At 54.3% G+C, this 16,126-nt stretch carries 13 protein-coding genes and 3 pseudogenes; 3 read left to right on the top strand and 13 right to left on the bottom strand.

What is annotated here, in order from left to right; all coding sequences use genetic code 11:
- Positions 1-63: 63 nt before the first annotated feature.
- Positions 64-759 carry an MgtC family protein gene (locus F4V72_RS07040; protein WP_023247262.1) on the bottom strand — a complete coding sequence of 232 codons (696 nt, stop codon included), beginning with the start codon at positions 757-759 and terminating at the stop codon, positions 64-66.
- Positions 760-1,264: 505 nt separating this feature from the next.
- Here F4V72_RS07040 and F4V72_RS07035 point away from each other — a divergent pair.
- Positions 1,265-2,167, top strand: a complete 903-nt coding sequence (locus F4V72_RS07035; RefSeq protein WP_136057880.1) for an EamA family transporter — start codon at positions 1,265-1,267, stop codon at positions 2,165-2,167.
- Between the two features lie 31 nt (positions 2,168-2,198).
- On the opposite strand, the gene F4V72_RS07030 is transcribed toward F4V72_RS07035, so the two are convergent.
- The 4 genes and pseudogenes from F4V72_RS07030 to F4V72_RS24375 all read right to left on the bottom strand — a co-directional run.
- Positions 2,199-3,152, bottom strand: a complete 954-nt coding sequence (locus tag F4V72_RS07030; RefSeq protein ID WP_150342436.1) for an Rpn family recombination-promoting nuclease/putative transposase — start codon at positions 3,150-3,152, stop codon at positions 2,199-2,201.
- 235 nt (positions 3,153-3,387) lie between these two features.
- Positions 3,388-4,027, bottom strand: a pseudogene (locus tag F4V72_RS07025) (KDGP aldolase).
- Positions 4,014-4,514 (bottom strand): annotated as a pseudogene (locus F4V72_RS07020) (SelA-like pyridoxal phosphate-dependent enzyme); the annotation flags it as partial. The pseudogenes F4V72_RS07020 and F4V72_RS07025, both read right to left, overlap by 14 nt.
- Positions 4,510-4,665: pseudogene (locus F4V72_RS24375) on the bottom strand (hypothetical protein); the annotation flags it as partial. The pseudogenes F4V72_RS24375 and F4V72_RS07020, both read right to left, overlap by 5 nt.
- A gap of 262 nt (positions 4,666-4,927) precedes the next feature.
- Here F4V72_RS24375 and F4V72_RS07010 point away from each other — a divergent pair.
- Positions 4,928-5,221 (top strand): YicS family protein, encoded by a 294-nt coding sequence (locus F4V72_RS07010; RefSeq protein WP_023247255.1) that lies wholly within the window; start codon positions 4,928-4,930, stop codon positions 5,219-5,221.
- Between the two features lie 104 nt (positions 5,222-5,325).
- A complete protein-coding gene (locus F4V72_RS07005) occupies positions 5,326-6,708 on the top strand; it encodes a glycoside hydrolase family 1 protein (protein ID WP_053529952.1) in 1,383 nt (460 codons plus the stop codon).
- A gap of 59 nt (positions 6,709-6,767) precedes the next feature.
- Here F4V72_RS07005 and nepI read toward each other — a convergent pair whose 3' ends face one another.
- From nepI to fucP, 8 genes are all read right to left on the bottom strand, one after another.
- Positions 6,768-7,961: a purine ribonucleoside efflux pump NepI gene (nepI, locus tag F4V72_RS07000; protein ID WP_023247253.1), complete on the bottom strand. Its 1,194-nt coding sequence runs from the start codon at positions 7,959-7,961 to the stop codon at positions 6,768-6,770.
- Positions 7,962-8,090: 129 nt separating this feature from the next.
- On the bottom strand, positions 8,091-8,543 hold the full coding sequence (locus F4V72_RS06995) for a DUF1198 domain-containing protein (RefSeq protein ID WP_023247252.1): 453 nt from the start codon (positions 8,541-8,543) through the stop codon (positions 8,091-8,093).
- Positions 8,544-8,735: 192 nt separating this feature from the next.
- On the bottom strand, positions 8,736-10,127 hold the full coding sequence (gene uhpT / locus F4V72_RS06990; protein ID WP_000879178.1) for a hexose-6-phosphate:phosphate antiporter: 1,392 nt from the start codon (positions 10,125-10,127) through the stop codon (positions 8,736-8,738).
- A 142-nt stretch (positions 10,128-10,269) separates the two neighbouring features.
- The gene (locus F4V72_RS06985) at positions 10,270-11,598 is read right to left on the bottom strand and encodes an MFS transporter (RefSeq protein ID WP_023247251.1); all 1,329 of its coding nucleotides are present in this window, start codon (positions 11,596-11,598) and stop codon (positions 10,270-10,272) included.
- A gap of 9 nt (positions 11,599-11,607) precedes the next feature.
- Complete coding sequence (gene uhpB, locus F4V72_RS06980) at positions 11,608-13,110, bottom strand: signal transduction histidine-protein kinase/phosphatase UhpB (RefSeq protein WP_023247250.1); 1,503 nt, start codon at positions 13,108-13,110, stop codon at positions 11,608-11,610.
- Entirely contained in the window at positions 13,110-13,700 is a 591-nt protein-coding gene (uhpA, locus tag F4V72_RS06975) for a transcriptional regulator UhpA (protein WP_000633682.1), read from the bottom strand. The genes uhpB and uhpA overlap by 1 nt, the downstream gene beginning before the upstream one ends.
- Positions 13,701-13,774: 74 nt before the next feature.
- Positions 13,775-14,788, bottom strand: a complete 1,014-nt coding sequence (locus F4V72_RS06970; RefSeq protein ID WP_088759484.1) for an aldose 1-epimerase family protein — start codon at positions 14,786-14,788, stop codon at positions 13,775-13,777.
- Between the two features lie 11 nt (positions 14,789-14,799).
- Positions 14,800-16,116: an L-fucose:H+ symporter permease gene (gene fucP / locus F4V72_RS06965; RefSeq protein WP_000998359.1), complete on the bottom strand. Its 1,317-nt coding sequence runs from the start codon at positions 16,114-16,116 to the stop codon at positions 14,800-14,802.
- Positions 16,117-16,126: the final 10 nt, after the last annotated feature.

The following is a 16,126-nucleotide window of genomic DNA, read 5'->3' as shown; positions in this document are numbered from 1 at the left end:
TCTCGGGAATATCCATCATTCCCTCCTTATACGTCTGGCGTAATGTTGAAATTGAATAAACTATTATTGGCCGTCAATACTCCAGTGAATAGCGGTGATATTATCGTTATCACCTATTCTGGATATAATCAGTTCTCGCGTTTTACGATAATCAGCATGACCAACGAGCTCGGCATGAATTTCTTTATAACCCTGTTCTTGAGCGGGGACCGAACCTAACCCCTGTAAGCAAATCGCTGCCTCTTTTACGATATTCAGTAACCACTGACGAACCGCGCTCTCATCTTCTTTATTGCAGGTCACTTTCAGGATATAACGTTTTTCTTCCTCGGCTGATACCGGGAGTTGATTTATACGCTGCGCCGCTTCACGCAGTAAAATATTGGCGCAAAGAATAATGATCGTCGCCGCCAACGCATTTTTGAACTGCCCTAAGCCGCATAACACGCCGATGCCCGCCGAACACCATAGCGTTGCCGCGGTGTTCAGTCCGCGCACATTCATCCCTTCGCGCATGATGACGCCCGCCCCCAGAAAGCCAATACCAGAGACAATCTGTGCCGCAATTCTCCCGGGGCTGTCTGGCGATGTCGTCATGGAGCTCAGAATAAAAACGGCGGCGCCTGTCGCCACCAGCGCATTGGTGCGTAATCCCGCCATACGTTGACGCCATTGTCTTTCCGCACCAATCAGCGCGCCCAGCAGCATAGCGGTCAGTAAATTTGAAATATAAGGAAACATTAACATACGTTCCTCCATTTTTTCTGGAAGAATAATACGTGCTGTATTTAGCACACGACAAATTGCTGCCATGAGGCAATTAGCGTTGTGTTGACGGTGGAGGAAATAAAGCGTGTTTAAACATGAACATGACGATTACCTCGCGACAATGCGCGTGTTGTAACATTATTGGGATGACAATCGTCACAAGGGGAGATTGCTGCCCGCCGGTTCGGCAAGCAGCGCAGGAATAGCGTGCGTTAACTTGCCAGATGATTTACGTAAAAGTGACTGTCCAACATATTACTCCTGCATGAATTTGCGCTTATTATAGTCAGTCAATATGTTCTGTAAAGTGCAAAGGCGGGGATAGTGACGATCTGTTTAAGTTTGTTTGATATTTTCCTATGTCAAAAAAATGACAATATTATGTCAATAACAGGCTCGCCTGAAATCATTAAACAATAAATTCCTGCTTAATGCCGACGATAGCTCTGTTATGATGCCTGCACGTAAAAAAATAAAACAACATGACGAGGAAAAAATGGGTTCCACCAGAAAAGGGATGCTAAACGTCCTGATTGCCGCCGTATTGTGGGGGAGTTCAGGCGTTTGCGCGCAGTACATCATGGAGCAAAGCCGTATGTCGTCACAGTTCCTGACGATGATACGTTTGTTATTCGCCGGGCTGATACTGGTGACCTTCTCCTTTATGCACGGCGATAAGATATTTTCGATTCTTAAAAACCGCAAAGATGCACTGAGCCTGCTGATTTTCTCCGTGGTGGGCGCGCTCACCGTTCAGCTAACCTTCCTGCTTACGATTGAAAAATCCAATGCCGCCACCGCGACAGTGCTGCAATTTTTATCGCCGACCATAATTGTAGCGTGGTTTGCATTAGCGCGAAGAACACGACCAGGCATTCTGGTCTTAACCGCCATTCTTACATCGCTGATCGGCACCTTTTTACTGGTGACTCACGGTAACCCAACGTCGCTGTCAATCTCTTCAGCCGCGCTGTTCTGGGGTATCGCCTCCGCGTTTGCCGCCGCCTTTTATACGACCTGGCCTTCCAGGCTAATCGCCCACTACGGCACGCTGCCAGTGGTCGGCTGGAGCATGTCCTTTGGCGGCCTTATTCTGCTGCCCTTCTACGCTAAAGAAGGAACGCACTTTGCGGTGAGCGGCAGCCTGATTCTGGCCTTTTTCTACCTGGTGGTGATCGGTACGTCGCTGACGTTCAGCCTGTATTTGAAAGGCGCGCAACTGATTGGCGGCCCCAAAGCCAGCATTTTAAGCTGCGCGGAACCGTTAAGCAGCGCCCTGCTGTCGCTGCTGCTGTTGGGGATTAGTTTTACCTTGCCGGACTGGCTGGGCACGCTGCTGATTCTCTCGTCAGTGATCCTGATCTCCCTCGATTCCCGTCGACGCGTGCGGGCCGCTTAACGCCGTTGATAAGCACGATTACCGGGCAAGTTTAATGGCGCTTTGCCTTAATCTCTTCGTCAGAAAGCCCGGTAATCATCAGCACCATCTCCCGATCGATCCCCTGTTCCAGCATCGTATGAGCAATACGCAAGGCCTCCTCCTGCTTACCTTGATGTATACCTTGATGTATACCTTGCTGTATGCCTTGTTGCACGCCTTCACGCTTACCTTTTCTGCGCCCCGATTCTCGTATTCTGTCTACGATCGTCATTAATCTCTCCTTGTGTTGGGGAACATGACGCGCCACCTCGCGGATAAACTTGCCAAAACGAGGCGAACTGCCATGCTGTATTAGCAAATAATTAAACAGCGCTTTTAGCTGACTGTCATTAGCGTTTCCCGTAATCAGAAGTACCGCTAAGCACTCGACCAATCCCATCAGGTCGCGCTGACGTATATGCTTTTGTACCAGCTCCAGCATCGCGATACGTCGATGCTGCATAATCTCGTTATCCGGCACCACCGTAATGTCTACCAGTGGAAATGCCGTCGCATAAAGCTGACGCGCCAGTGCAGGATCGTCAAACTCATCCAGCCAGCAAAGCGAAAAGGGATACGGGCTTTTCGCGCCATGGTAAAACAGCATGGGAATCACCAGCGGTAACGTTTTATGGCCAGCATCCAGATGGCGCTGCATCGCGGCAGTCGCGTAACGCATTAACCGGAACGCCATATGCGCGTCCGGCGTACTCTGATGCTCTATAACGACATAGATATAACTGTCGCCTTCACACGTTTTTAGCGACCAAAGGACGTCGGAATAAAACGCGCGTAAATTTTTCTCGATAAAACTGTCCGGCGCCAGTTTCAACGTCGTCAGATCGCAACGTATTCTTAGCGAATGGGGAAGATGAATATTGAGAAAATCCCGCGCGGTATCCGGATGGCGTAAAAACGTTTTGAATACCGCATCATGAGGCGTGGACGTGGGGCTTTTTTTCATGGCGATCCGTCACCTGAGGAATAAGATGACGCAACTGTACTCGCCAGAAATACAGACAGCATTCAGGAAAATTTAACCCTGCGAGGAGGCTCGAAAGGGAATAACTGACGGCTGCAATACGTACATTTTTGCCCAGCCCGCTACGCATTATCACCCGGTAGCGTAACGCTGACCGGGCCTACAAATACACGTCATCTGTAGACCTGGTAAACGCAGCGCTCTTTGGCGATAAACCTCACACCAGCGCTTTGACTATCTCCATCAACCGAATGACGTCTTCGGGGCGCGTATTACCGGTTTGCGGATCGATAATCGAGCTGTAAACATGCGGCATGACGCGCGGCACGCCTGCTTCCAGGCAGGTTTGCAGGATGATACCGAAATTATCCAGCGAGATACCGCCGGTCGGCTCGATGAGCGTCATGCCGTGGCGGGCGGCGGCTGTCGCCAGCGCATAGAGTTCCGGTAACGACTTTTCGCCGCCCATCGGGAAAAACTTCGCCGCATGTGCGCCCATATCCTGCATCATGCGTACCGCCGCTTCACAGGAAACGCGGGCTGGCATTCCCTGGCTGCTGCTGACGCCGGTAGAAATCAACACCTCGCCAGGCGTTCCTGTCGGGCTAACCAGGGCGTTAATATGTGTTTGCCCGCCGCCGGTCGCCGCCAGCGCCCAGTCCCACCGAGATAGACGGCACCTCCGCCATCCAGCGTTTCACCTCCGGCACGCCCTCTTCTACCGTAGAGAACTGCGCGGAAAGTACGCCAATGACCGCATGGCCTTCGGCGGCTTCATAGATAGTCTTCGCGTTGGCGATATCCTTTGCCAGCACGTTAATCGCTACCCGCTGACGATAAAAATTAATCTGCTGCATGTTCTGCAATCTCCCTGAGTCGCGCCACAATCAATGCCATTTCCCCTTCGGCTACCGTTCGTGGATCGAGGCTAAGAACCCCCTGATGAAGCTGATATTTGCGGGCGTAAATCGCTATCTCGCCGCCGCGCAACTGCGCTTCGACGTCCTGCGCGTTCAGCCCCAATTCTGGCGCGTTCACCCGCACACGAATACGCCAGATTGCACGCCCGGCCTCATCCTGTTCGATATCGGCATAAAGCCCATGGATGGTGGAAATCGCTTCTGCGACCGGCTGTAACTGTGTTGCAGTCACGATCGTCTTGCCCTGGTGGTAATTCTCCAGCGCATACACCAGCCCGACCATGTTTTCCTTGCCGATTTTTATCGCCCTGGCAATCCACTGGTACTGCGCTTTGCAGGCGGCAATCCACGTTTTCTTACCGGTGATAAAGCCGGAGGTTGACGCATTAAAGGCTTTCGCGCCGCTGTAGATAACCATATCCGCGCTGCACGTAGCCTATCAGCGCCAGGAAGTGTTTACGCAGTGGGTTAACCAGATTTTCCGGCAGCGAAAAGCCCAACACCTGCTCTACGCAGCCAATCAGCAGCGTCACGCGCTCTTCAATCTGGTCGCCATAGCGCGGCGGATGCGCCAGATCGGCAAGACATAGCCCGCGCGTTAGCCGCTCCAGCTCTCCCAGTACGATCTCAATACGTCTCATTACACTACCGCTTACGAAATCAAAGAGTGTTCAGAACATACCCTATTCTGCTATGCAAGAAAGTGAAGGCGCAGCGAGAAACCGCTTTCCCACTTTTGTCTGAGTTCAGCACCAGCGGATCGCACGCCCCGACGAGTGAACGCCACGCGGTCTACACTTACTCTTGAGAAGGTGCAAACCGATAAGGATACCGTTTATGAAACGAAAAACGCTTCTGCTTATTGCCGCGCTTGTCGCGCTACCGGGCATCACGTATGCCGATTCTCCGTTTAGCTCGCTTCAGACGACGCATGAAAAAACCACGATTTTAAAGGACTTGCGCAAAATGTGTACGCCGAAAGGCGCGCTAACTGATGAAGCCTGGGAGAACAAAATCATGGCGGGTGAGGGGAACCAGCAGCATATTCGGGAGGCGATGATCGCGATAGAGCGCAACAATCAGCATAACTACTGGCAGGCTCTCGGTAAGGTGGAATGCCCGGAGATGTAGCACACCACTTCCGTTTTTGGTCGCGAAAATGCGCACTGTAACCGGTTTCTGTTTACGGAAACCGCGTATTCTGGAGCGAATTTATGCGATCAAGGAGCACGACAATGCGATACCGTTTTCCCGATAACTTCTGGTGGGGCAGCGCCTGCTCAGCGTTGCAAACCGAAGGTGATAGTCTGAATGGCGGTAAAAGCCAGACCACCTGGGATGTGTGGTTCGAGCGCCAGCCTGGCCGTTTTCACCAGGGCGTCGGTCCGGCGGAAACCTCAACGTTCTATCGCCGCTGGAAGCACGATATCGCGCTACTGAAGCAGTTAAAACACAACAGTTTTCGCACCTCGCTAAGCTGGGCACGTCTCATTCCAGACGGCGTAGGCGAGGTGAATCCACAAGCGGTGAGCTTCTACAATAACGTCATCGACGAGCTACTGGCGCAGGGCATCACGCCGTTTATTACGCTGTTCCATTTTGATATGCCGATGGTCATGCAGGAGAAAGGCGGCTGGGAGAATCGCGACGTCGTAGAGGCGTTTGGTCGGTACGCGCAAATGTGTTTTGCCTTGTTCGGCGACCGCGTGAAGCACTGGTTTACCTTTAACGAGCCGATTGTGCCGGTGGAAGGCGGCTATTTGTACGACTTCCACTATCCCAATGTGGTGGATTTTAAACGTGCGGCCACCGTGGCGTACCATACCGTGCTGGCGCACTCGACCGCCGTGCGCGCCTGGCGCGCCGGGCGCTACGACGGTGAAATCGGCGTGGTGCTGAATCTGACGCCGTCCTACCCGCGCTCGCAGCATCCCGCCGATGTGCAAGCCGCGCATCATGCGGATCTGTTATTTAACCGCAGTTTTCTTGACCCGGTATTAAGGGGAGAATACCCGGCGGAACTGGTGGCGCTGCTGAAAACCTATGACCAACTGCCCGCCTGTCAGCCAGGCGACCGTCAGCTTATTGCCGACGGCAAAATCGATTTGCTGGGGATTAACTATTATCAGCCGCGCCGCGTGAAATGCCGTGATACAGCGGTGAATCCGCAAGCGCCGTTTATGCCGGAGTGGTTATTTGACTATTACGACATGCCGGGGCGCAAGATGAACCCTTATCGCGGCTGGGAAATTTACGCGCCGGGAATTTACGACATCATCACCAACCTGCGGGATAATTACGACAATCCGCGCTGTTTTATCTCCGAAAACGGGATGGGCGTTGAGAACGAGCAACGTTTTGTGCAAGCGGGACAGATTCACGATGATTACCGAATTGACTTTATCTCTGAGCATCTTAAATGGCTGCATAAAGGCATTAGCGAGGGCTGTCACTGTCTTGGCTACCACATGTGGACCTTTATCGATAATTGGTCATGGCTGAACGGCTATAAAAATCGCTATGGTTTTGTACAACTGGATTTAGCCACCCAAACGCGCACGGTGAAAAAAAGCGGAGAATGGTTTGCCGCCACCGCAGAGCATAACGGTTTTGATTAAGCGTTTATTATTGCCGGATAACGACTAACGTCGTATCCGGCCTAAAAATGGCAGCAATATCAACTCATTGGCGTAATACGGACTTTCGCCGCCACGACTAACGCCGTCAACAGCATCAGGCTGCCGGAAAGCGCCAACGGCGAAAGCAGCCCGAAATTGTCGAGCGCATAACCGCCCACCGCCGCGCCACAGGTATTCGCCAGTTGAATCACCGCGACCTGGACGGAACCGGCTTTTTCCGCCTGATCGGCAAGGGAACGAGTGATCCACGTTGACCAACCCACCGGCACCAGCGCAAACGCCAGTCCCCAGATAATCGCTATTACCGCCGCCACGGTTTTGTCGCTTCCCCACACGATGAGCGTCAGCGCGCTCAGCGCCAGTACCAGCGGCGCACCGGCCAGCGCCAGTTTTACCGAACGTTTCAGGACGTAAGATGAGAAAGAAGTGCCAACGAAGCTGGCAATGCCAAAACTTAGCAACACCAGAGTCAGACCATCAACGTCAAAGCCCGCCAGATTCATATAGACCGGGCGAATATAGGTAAAGAAAGCGAACTGCCCGGCAAAAGACATAAAGATGGCGATCATCCCGGCCATCACGCCAGGGCGTTGCAACAGGCTAAACATATTCTGTTTTTGGTGGGAAGGTTCGCCCGGCAGCGACGGCAGTGATTTCACCACCCAGATGACGCACAGTACGCCCATCATCGCAGCGGCGTTAAAGACATTACGCCAGCCAATAATACCGCCCAAAAAACTGCCCAGCGGCGCGGCGATCACTAATGCGATGGAGACCGCGCCAAAAATTACCGACAGCGCTTTCGGCACGGTACGCGCGGGAACCAGTCGCATGGTCAGCGACGCCGACATCGCCCAGAATCCGCCCAGTGCCAGCCCAAGACAAGCGCGGCCCAGCAATAGCAGCGTAAAGCTGTTAGCAAAGGAAACCATTAAACAAGAAGCAGTCAGCAAAACGGCGAACAGAATAACGATATAACGTCTGTCGGTCGCCTGAATAATTTGGGTAATAAACAGGCTGGAAAACATCGCGACAAACGCCGTAACGGTGACTGACTGACCGGCGACCCCCTCGGAAATCCCCAGATCCTGCGCCATCGGCGTCAACAGACTAACGGGCAAAAACTCAACGGTAATCAGGCAGGCGACACAAAACGCCACGGCAAAAACGGCTGACCAGTTAGGCCTGGCAACCTCATCTGCGCGGGTTGTTTCTGTGAGATTTTCATTCATTGTTATTACCTGCGTGTTTTATTGCGGAAAAGCCACGCAGTGTAACATTACAAAATGTGATCTGATTAACGTTTTAGCAACTATTTACCAATGACGGCTTTCGCCTGCTCCTTATCACCCATCGTGCTATCAATGCAGCCAGTGGACACCCTCTTCCGGCTGAAAAAAGGCGTTATAGCGCAGTTGAAACGCGTTGATCTCCTGCATATTGGGTTCCATTTCGCGCAAAAAGCCCAGCGCCAGCCGTACCTGTGTATCGGTGATCGGCGCAGCTAAACGCGCTTTTTGCAGCAACCGATGCCACCGCTGCAAATTCTGATCGCCGCCATCGACAATCACGATTTGCCAGATCAGTAACACCTGAGCGGCATTTTGCAGATGCGACTCATCAGGGCGATGCAGATACTGTAAAAATTCACCGCCCGCCGTTTTACCCATCTGATCAATCATCGATTCTATCGGCACTACATCAATATTCAGGCGTTCGCTCAGGCGGCGAATCGCCCGGCGGGTATCCGATGTCAGCACCCGAAACCCCACAATAAACACCACCACAAACGTGGCCAGAATCAACCAAATCATGCGCACATCCGTCACCAAACAGGATGCCCATCATAGCGGTAAATTTATAGCTGTCGACGTTCTGGCCTGTCAGAATGTAATTTATTAACGCCAGTCTTCATTTACGCGAGATACCGGATGTCCTGTCTGACGAACGCAAGGCATAAAAAAGCCCGGTGTTAAACCGGGCAAAACGTTACCAAATGCACACATTTAAGCGATATTGACTTGCTGAATTTTTTTCTCACGGCGGATTTTTCGCTCTTCCATCACGGCGACCATCGCCATCAGGCAGATACAGCCGATCGCAGCGGCGTCCAGCGCGGCGAAGGTACCCGCCCAGCCGGTCAGACCAAAAACTGGCGTGCCGTCGGCAATCATGCCCAGACCCAGCTTGGCAAAGCTATCGCCGATAAGATAAGCGAAGGTTCCCTTAATACCGTCTGCAGCGCCAATAGCTTTTTTCGGTACGAAACCGACTGCCGCCACGCCAATTAATAGCTGCGGCCCAAACACCAGGAAACCGAGCGCGAACAGCGAGGCCAGATAGATGTACTGGTTGCTGGCGTGCTGGTAGACGCCGAGGGTGGCGATGATCAATGCCAGCGCCACACAAGCTACCAGCGCGCGACGGCCGTTCGCCAGGTCAGAGAGCCAGCCCCACAGCAACGTGCCGACCAGCGCGCCCACCTCAAACAAGGTAAAGCCCTGAATCGCCACCTCTTTAGAAAGTTTCAGTTCCTGGAAAGCGTAGACGGTTGACCACTGGTCGATACCAATACGCACCACATACAGGAAGATGTTGGAGAAGCACAGCAGCCAGATCACTTTGTTTTTCAACACGTATTCAACAAAGATCTGCCACTTGGTCATTTCGTTTTCTTCGGTCTCTTTATCCTCTTCACTGATCTCTTCGCCGAACAGTTCTTCAGCTTTACCCAAACCGTAAGATTCCGGGGAGTCGCTGCCAAAACGCAGACCGATAAAGCCAACAATCAGCGCGATAATCGACGGGAAGATAAACATGCCGATGACGTGACCGTCGAACAGGTAGTTGGCGCCGAACAGCGCCACGCCTGCCGCACCCGCGCCACCGAGGTTGTGGGAGATATTCCAGAAGCCGAGAAAAGTGCCGCGTTTACGACGCGGAGTCCATTTGGTGATGGTCGAGTAGCTGCACGATCCGCCGGTACTCTGGAAGAAACCGCTCAGGGCATAGAAAGCGATCATCAGAAACAGACTGGTTGACCCCGCGCCCATGCTGGCGCTGAAACCGAGCATACAGATAGCGGAGAGGATCAACATAAACGGTAGAAACTGCTTGGTATTTTTACCGTCAGCGTAGTAGGAAACCAGCGTTTTCCCCACGCCGTAGGTAATCGAGAAGCCCAGGCCAATCATCCCCAGCTCGGTCATGCTCAACCCGTAGGTAGAGATCATGTCGTTCTGCGCGATGTTAAAGTTTTTGCGGATCAGGTACATGGTCAGGTAGCCGATAAAAACCACCAGATAGGACTGCATGAACGGCTTGAACCACATTTTACGCCGCACATCGAGCGGCAGATCCAGGGTCGGCTTGCGCACCTGGTTTAAGAAGGCCAGCATGGATTACTCCTGAGCTAATTTTTATACCTGCGAATGGCAGGCATTGTAAAAATCCACAGGAAAAGTGGCCTGCGACAGCGTCCAGGCAAAACCGGGAAAATTTCTTAGTTTTTCCCCATTTAGCGCAAAAAGGTGAGGTGCATCACGCTTCGCTGGTCTCGCGTGGGGCCTGGGCGTTCAAAAATGGCAGCAGCAATAGCGCAGAGATTCCTGCCGCGATGGCAATGACCGCGAAAAAACCGGTCCAGTGCCAGATCTCCAGCACTTTCGCTAACGGCCAGCCGGAAAGTGACGCGCCGAGATAGGCGAACAGGCCGACAAAGCCGGTGGCCGCGCCCGCCGCCTCTTTATGCGAGCACTCCGCCGCCGCCATGCCAATGAGCATCTGCGGGCCGAAGACAAAGAAACCGGTGGTGAAGAAACAGGCCGCCTGCATTACGTAGCTGGCGAACGGCATCAGCCACAGCGAACCCACGGAGAGCAAAATCCCGGCGGCAAAGATTAAATTCATCGGTCCGCGGTTGCCGTTGAAGAGTTTGTCCGAGCCCCAGCCCGCCACCAGCGCGCCGATAAATCCGCCCAACTCAAACATCGATACTGCCGTGTTGGCCGTCACCAAATCCACGCCCAGCGTCTCGGACATATACAGGTTGCCCCAGTCGTTAATCGCCGCGCGTACCACGTACACTAAGACATAACACAGCGAAAGCAGCCAGATATAGGGATTCAACAGCACATATTTAGCGAGGATTTCTTTGCGGCTCAGCCCCGCACCCTCTTGCTGTTGGGCGACCTCCAGCGCATCGTGCCGCCAGTCGCCTACCGGCGGTAAACCAATCGCCTGCGGACGGTCGCGCAGCCGCCAGCAAAGTACCATGCCCACCCCGATGGCAAGCAATCCGGCCACCATCATCCCGGCGCGCCAGCCATAATGCAGGGCGACAGCGGCCATGACGAGAGGGATCAGCGCCCCGCCGACATTGTGCGCGGTGTTCCATAACGCCCACCAGCCGCCGCGCTCGGTGCGCGAGTACCAGGCGGTCAGCAAACGGGCACAAACCGGCGATCCAAACCCCTGGAAAAAGGCGTTCAACGCCCATAGCAGAGCAAAGGCCCACAGCGAGGTCGAGAAGCCGAACAGAATATTCACTACGCCGGTCGCAATCAGCCCAATGCCCATAAAATAGCGGGCGTTAGAGCGATCGCTAACGATGCCGGAAACAAATTTCGACACCCCATAGGTGATGTAAAACAGCGTCGCCAGCAGGCCGATATCGCTGCGGGTCAGAATGCCGCTGGCAAGGATTTCCGGCGCGGCGGCGCTAAAGCTTTTACGGGTGAAATAGAACAGCGCGTAACCCAACCAAATGGTGATCAGGATGTGCCGCCGCCAGTAGCGGTAGCGGGCGTCAACCTCGTGCTTATCGGTGATGAGCGGCGCGTTGGCCGGAGCTTTTAAAAACGAAAGCATTATCCTTCCTTAAACGTAACGCTGGGGCAACGAGACGCTCATCCGCGTACCGTGGGTACAAGAGATGGTTAGCGTCCCGCCGAGCGCCGACACGCGTTCGCGCATTCCGGTCAGGCCGAAGCCCTGCTGGTGAGAGCCCGGTGGCAGGCCGCTGCCGTCATCCTCAATCACCAGCATCAGCCGCTCATCCTGTTGCCAGCCCTGTAACGTCACCGCGCTGGCATTGGCATGTTTTACGATGTTATTCAGCCCTTCCTGACAGACGCGAAACAGCGTCACGCGCTGACTTTCGCTCAGCGCCGTTTCGTCAATTCGCCAGTCGAGGTGGCTGACAATACCGTGGCTTTCCAGTTCCATTTCGCGCAACAGCGAGCGGATGGCCTGCGCCAGCGTTAAGTCGTCTAACTGGCGCGGGCGCAAGCGCCCCAGCAGGCGACGCACGGCGTCATACACGCCCAGCGAAAGCTGCTCGATAAGTTGCCCGCTCTGCTTCACGCCGCCGTTATCCGCCGCCAGCCGTTGTACAATGCCCGCCTGGGTACGAATCGCGGTGATGGTCTGCCCGATGTCATCGTGCAGCTCACGTGCAACATCGCGCCGCACGCTCTCTTCGGTCTCCAGCAGACGCTCCGCCAGCCGATGGTTGCGCGCCAGCTCCTTTTGCAACGACTGGTTCAGCTCGCGCAGACGCTGAATGCCCGCGCCAAGCAGTAGCCCGGTCAGGCTTTGCGCCAACAGCGAAAGTAATAAATCGACGGGATGATCGTGCCAGGTCTGGCTGGCGATCAGCGCGATAGCGTTCATCAGTGTGGCAATGAGCGCGCCCTGCCAGCCATAATGCCAGGCGAGTGCGATAATCGGCAACGCCAGGCAGAACGGCGTGAAGCGCGAAAGCTCAGCAGGTAAACCCAGTTGCAGCCACAAGCTGATGATAAACAGCAGCAGATACCAGATCAGATGCCGCCCGCGCCAGTTTACCGGCTGCGACACCAGCGACGGTCCCAGCGGTAGCCAGGTGGTACTGGTAAGATAGTGCCAGAAGACCAGGCAGATGGGGGCCAGCGTCAGACCGCCGGTGAGGGTCAGCAGTAGCGCGTTCCATGCCGCTTCCCCCTGCCCCAGCCAGGGCAGGGATTGCAGTAGCGCCGCGGCGGTGAGGGCAGCGCCCTGAAGCAATAACGTGCGCCAGTCACGCTGATGGCGGTAACGCGAGGTCAGCGCCACGGGTAGTAGCGTCAACAAACTACCGAGCATCAAAAGCGGCAGATGGACCAGCGCGACTTCCTGCGCCAACCAGTACACCAGCAGCCACTCCGCGCCCAGCAATACTGGCCAGTAGCCGCGCGGGCATTGCAGCATGAGTCCCAGGCGCAGACCGAAGGGAAAGAGTAGCGCCGCCAGCTCCGGGCGTTCTACCAGATGCAGGCTGATGCTCCACAGGCAGAACCACGCGGCGGAGAAGATAAAAAAGCAGGCAACAACGGTGATTAAACGGGAAAAAAAGGTGTTCATTACCAACCGTCAAACATGCGATGCGCCAGTTCAACATCGTTGCTGACGCCTAATTTTTCCAGCAGATTCGCGCGGTGAACATGCACCGTTTTTGGCGACAGTCCCAGCTCGGCGGCAATCTCTTTTACCGCCATACCCTGGGCGAGCTTTTCCGCCACCTGACGCTCGCGTTTGGTCAGCGGATCTTGCCGACCTGCCGCCAGTTTCACGGCAATATCGGGGGTCAAATAGCAGCCGCCCGTCGCCACCGTATGCACGGCGGCGATCAGCTCATCCGGACTACAGCGTTTAGAGAGAAAACCGCGCGCGCCGGCGTTCAACGCCTGTTCCACCAGCGCCGGGCTGTCGTGAACCGAGAGCATGATCGTCGCCATCCCTTTTGGCAGTTGGCTTAGCAACTCCAGTCCGGAAATATCCGGCATCGAGATATCGCAGATACACACCTGTACGCCGCGCCCCGGTAAGCCTGCCAACGCTTCGCGCCCGGAACCAAACTCGGCGACCACCTGCAAATCAGGTTCCATCCCCAGTAGCTGTGCAAAGCCGGAGCGGACGATAAGGTGGTCGTCGATAAGGGCAACGGTGATCATGGGTTCTGTCCTGATGGGTAAAAAAAACGCGCTTACCTTAACGATAAGCGCGCGGCTGTTCAAGCCTTGAGCGGTCAGACAATGCCTGTTGTGACGGTAAATGTCCGGGTTTGCTGCGGTTCCAGTTGAAGCAAGGTTCCATTTCGCTGCGCCGCGAGAAAACCTTCAGGTCGACAGGTCGCGGGCAGGGCAAAGGCGGCAACCTGCTGATCGCCGTTATAAAGAATCCAACGGGTCACGTAATTCAGCTCCGCGCTGGCGAAACGTGTCACGAACGTGGTGCCATCCGGGGCGATCATACTGAATTCCGGGGTATCCGTGTACTTGTCCAGTTCATCGGCAAAGAACACGATTTCCGGGTCGTAAAAGCCAGGCTCGTTGAGCGTTGCCAGCGAGGCTGCACCCTGCAAAAGTTGTTGATTAAACGCCAGCCACTGCGCCGTGGGTTTGACATGCGCCGGCACCGACTCGCGTAGCTTCAGCGCGGTATCCGGGATATTCTGACGGAACGTGGCGTTCGGCACATAGGCATAGTTCATGTGGCACATGTACTGTAGCGGCATGGCGACTGAAGCCAGGTTAGTCACTGTCATCTGAATATCAAACAGCGCGCTTGCTTTACGCATTACCACCGCAGGTTGCGCCTGATAATGATGACCGAACCCCATCACATACTCGTAGCGACCGGTCACGCGCAGACTGTCGTCCTCTAACTCCAGCCAGGCGTCGTCCATGGCAGCACAGGGCATCTCGCCGTGCAGCGAATGTGTATCTTCCGGCGACGGACAGCCGTTGGCCAATAGTCCGGAATGGAAAGCAAAGCAACCATACGTCGCCACCACCTCCGCAGCCGGTTTCGGCTGGCGGAACATGTTGCGCATAGTCAGGTCATGACCGTCAAGCTGTGCGTCCCAAATCATCTGCCCCATCCAGGGTAGAATCACCAGATGACCGCGGCTGTTTTGTATTTTCAGTCCTTCCACGCCGCTGGCGTAACGAAATGCCGTAACCGTAAAATCGTCATTTTCCAGCAAGATACGCGGCTGCTCGCTAAAAAGCTCCCGCCATAATGTAATACGTGTTGTCATGGTTGATCTCCTCAGGACGCTGCGACTTCAGCCAGGTTGCCGCGCACTTTGCTTTCGCGCCAGAAGTAAACGCCAACGTAAACAAAGCACAGCATGGAAACCAGGAATGAGAGCTGTAGCGAGTGGAACATGTCCGCCACGTAGCCCTGAATCGCGGGAACCACCGCCGCGCCGACAATCGCCATCACGATGACTGCCCCCGCCATTTCGGTATGTTCGTTATCGACGGTATCGAGCGTTCCGGCATAAATGGTCGCCCAGCAGGGGCCAAACAGGACGCTGACCAGCACCGCCACGTATACCGCGCTAAAGCTTGGCGCCAGCGCCACGTAGGCCAGGAACAGCGCGCCGATAACAGAGTAAAGAATCAAGACTTTTTCCGGGTTAAAGCGCGTCATCAGAATGTTGGCGATAAACTTGCCGATAAAGAAGCAGGCGAAGCTGTAGACCATAAAGGTAGAAGCATCGCGCTCATTGATATCGCCTAACTCCAGCGCCAGACGGATAGTGAACGACCAGACCGCCACCTGCATTCCCACATACAGGAACTGCGCCACAATACCGCGACGGAAACGGGCGTTGCTGGCGAGATAGCGTAGCGTATCCAGCGCCGAGGGGCGTTTATGACTCGCGGTTTGCGCGACTTTACAGGTCGGGAAACGCGTCAGCAGGAACAGTACCATCACCACCACCAGAACCATAATCATGTACTTATAGGGTTCCAGAGTGTTTTCCAGCATCAGCACCTTGAAGTTGTGGACTTGCTCGGCATTCATGCCCGCCATCTGTTTTTCCAGGCTTTCCCCTTCGGAAAAGACCAGATATTTACCCAATAAAATTCCTGCCGCCGCGCCGATCGGATAAAAGGTCTGGCTGATATTCAGCCGCAGCGTTGCGTAGGCTTTTGGCCCGATCATAGAACTGTAGGTATTCGCCGCCGTTTCCAGGAAACTCAGGCCAATCGCAATGGCGAAAATCGCCGCGAGGAACATGGTGTAAGTCGCCATGTGCGACGCCGGGAAAAAGAGCGTACAGCCGACAATGTACAGCGTCAGGCCGATAAGTATCGCCACTTTATAACTGGTTTTTTTAATGACCAGCGAGGCCGGAATAGCAATTAAAAAATAACCGCCATAAAAGGCGCTTTGTACTAATGCCGAAGCAAAGTTGCTCAGCGAAAATACACTTTTAAATTGCGTAATCAGAATATCATTTAACGCGGCTGCGCATCCCCATAATGGGAATAAACAGGATAACAAAATAAACTGGAACAGAGGTGTCTTATTCAGATACCCATCGGGCATCTGAACGATGTTTTTATCGTTCATAGTGCTACCT

Source organism: Salmonella enterica subsp. diarizonae (assembly GCF_008692785.1).
In the GTDB taxonomy this organism is placed as follows: Bacteria; Pseudomonadota; Gammaproteobacteria; order Enterobacterales; family Enterobacteriaceae; genus Salmonella; species Salmonella diarizonae.
This window is presented reverse-complemented; position numbering and strand designations above follow the sequence as displayed.

Excerpts from the sequence above, each read along its gene's own strand:
- F4V72_RS07040 (WP_023247262.1), bottom strand. The coding sequence starts at position 759 with ATGGAGGAACGTATGTTAATGTTTCCTTATATTTCAAATTTACTGACC.
- F4V72_RS07035 (WP_136057880.1), top strand. The coding sequence starts at position 1,265 with ATGGGTTCCACCAGAAAAGGGATGCTAAACGTCCTGATTGCCGCCGTA.
- F4V72_RS07030 (WP_150342436.1), bottom strand. The coding sequence starts at position 3,152 with ATGAAAAAAAGCCCCACGTCCACGCCTCATGATGCGGTATTCAAAACG.
- F4V72_RS07010 (WP_023247255.1), top strand. The coding sequence starts at position 4,928 with ATGAAACGAAAAACGCTTCTGCTTATTGCCGCGCTTGTCGCGCTACCG.
- F4V72_RS07005 (WP_053529952.1), top strand. The coding sequence starts at position 5,326 with ATGCGATACCGTTTTCCCGATAACTTCTGGTGGGGCAGCGCCTGCTCA.
- nepI (WP_023247253.1), bottom strand. The coding sequence starts at position 7,961 with ATGAATGAAAATCTCACAGAAACAACCCGCGCAGATGAGGTTGCCAGG.
- F4V72_RS06995 (WP_023247252.1), bottom strand. The coding sequence starts at position 8,543 with ATGATTTGGTTGATTCTGGCCACGTTTGTGGTGGTGTTTATTGTGGGG.
- uhpT (WP_000879178.1), bottom strand. The coding sequence starts at position 10,127 with ATGCTGGCCTTCTTAAACCAGGTGCGCAAGCCGACCCTGGATCTGCCG.
- F4V72_RS06985 (WP_023247251.1), bottom strand. The coding sequence starts at position 11,598 with ATGCTTTCGTTTTTAAAAGCTCCGGCCAACGCGCCGCTCATCACCGAT.
- uhpB (WP_023247250.1), bottom strand. The coding sequence starts at position 13,110 with ATGAACACCTTTTTTTCCCGTTTAATCACCGTTGTTGCCTGCTTTTTT.
- uhpA (WP_000633682.1), bottom strand. The coding sequence starts at position 13,700 with ATGATCACCGTTGCCCTTATCGACGACCACCTTATCGTCCGCTCCGGC.
- F4V72_RS06970 (WP_088759484.1), bottom strand. The coding sequence starts at position 14,788 with ATGACAACACGTATTACATTATGGCGGGAGCTTTTTAGCGAGCAGCCG.
- fucP (WP_000998359.1), bottom strand. The coding sequence starts at position 16,116 with ATGAACGATAAAAACATCGTTCAGATGCCCGATGGGTATCTGAATAAG.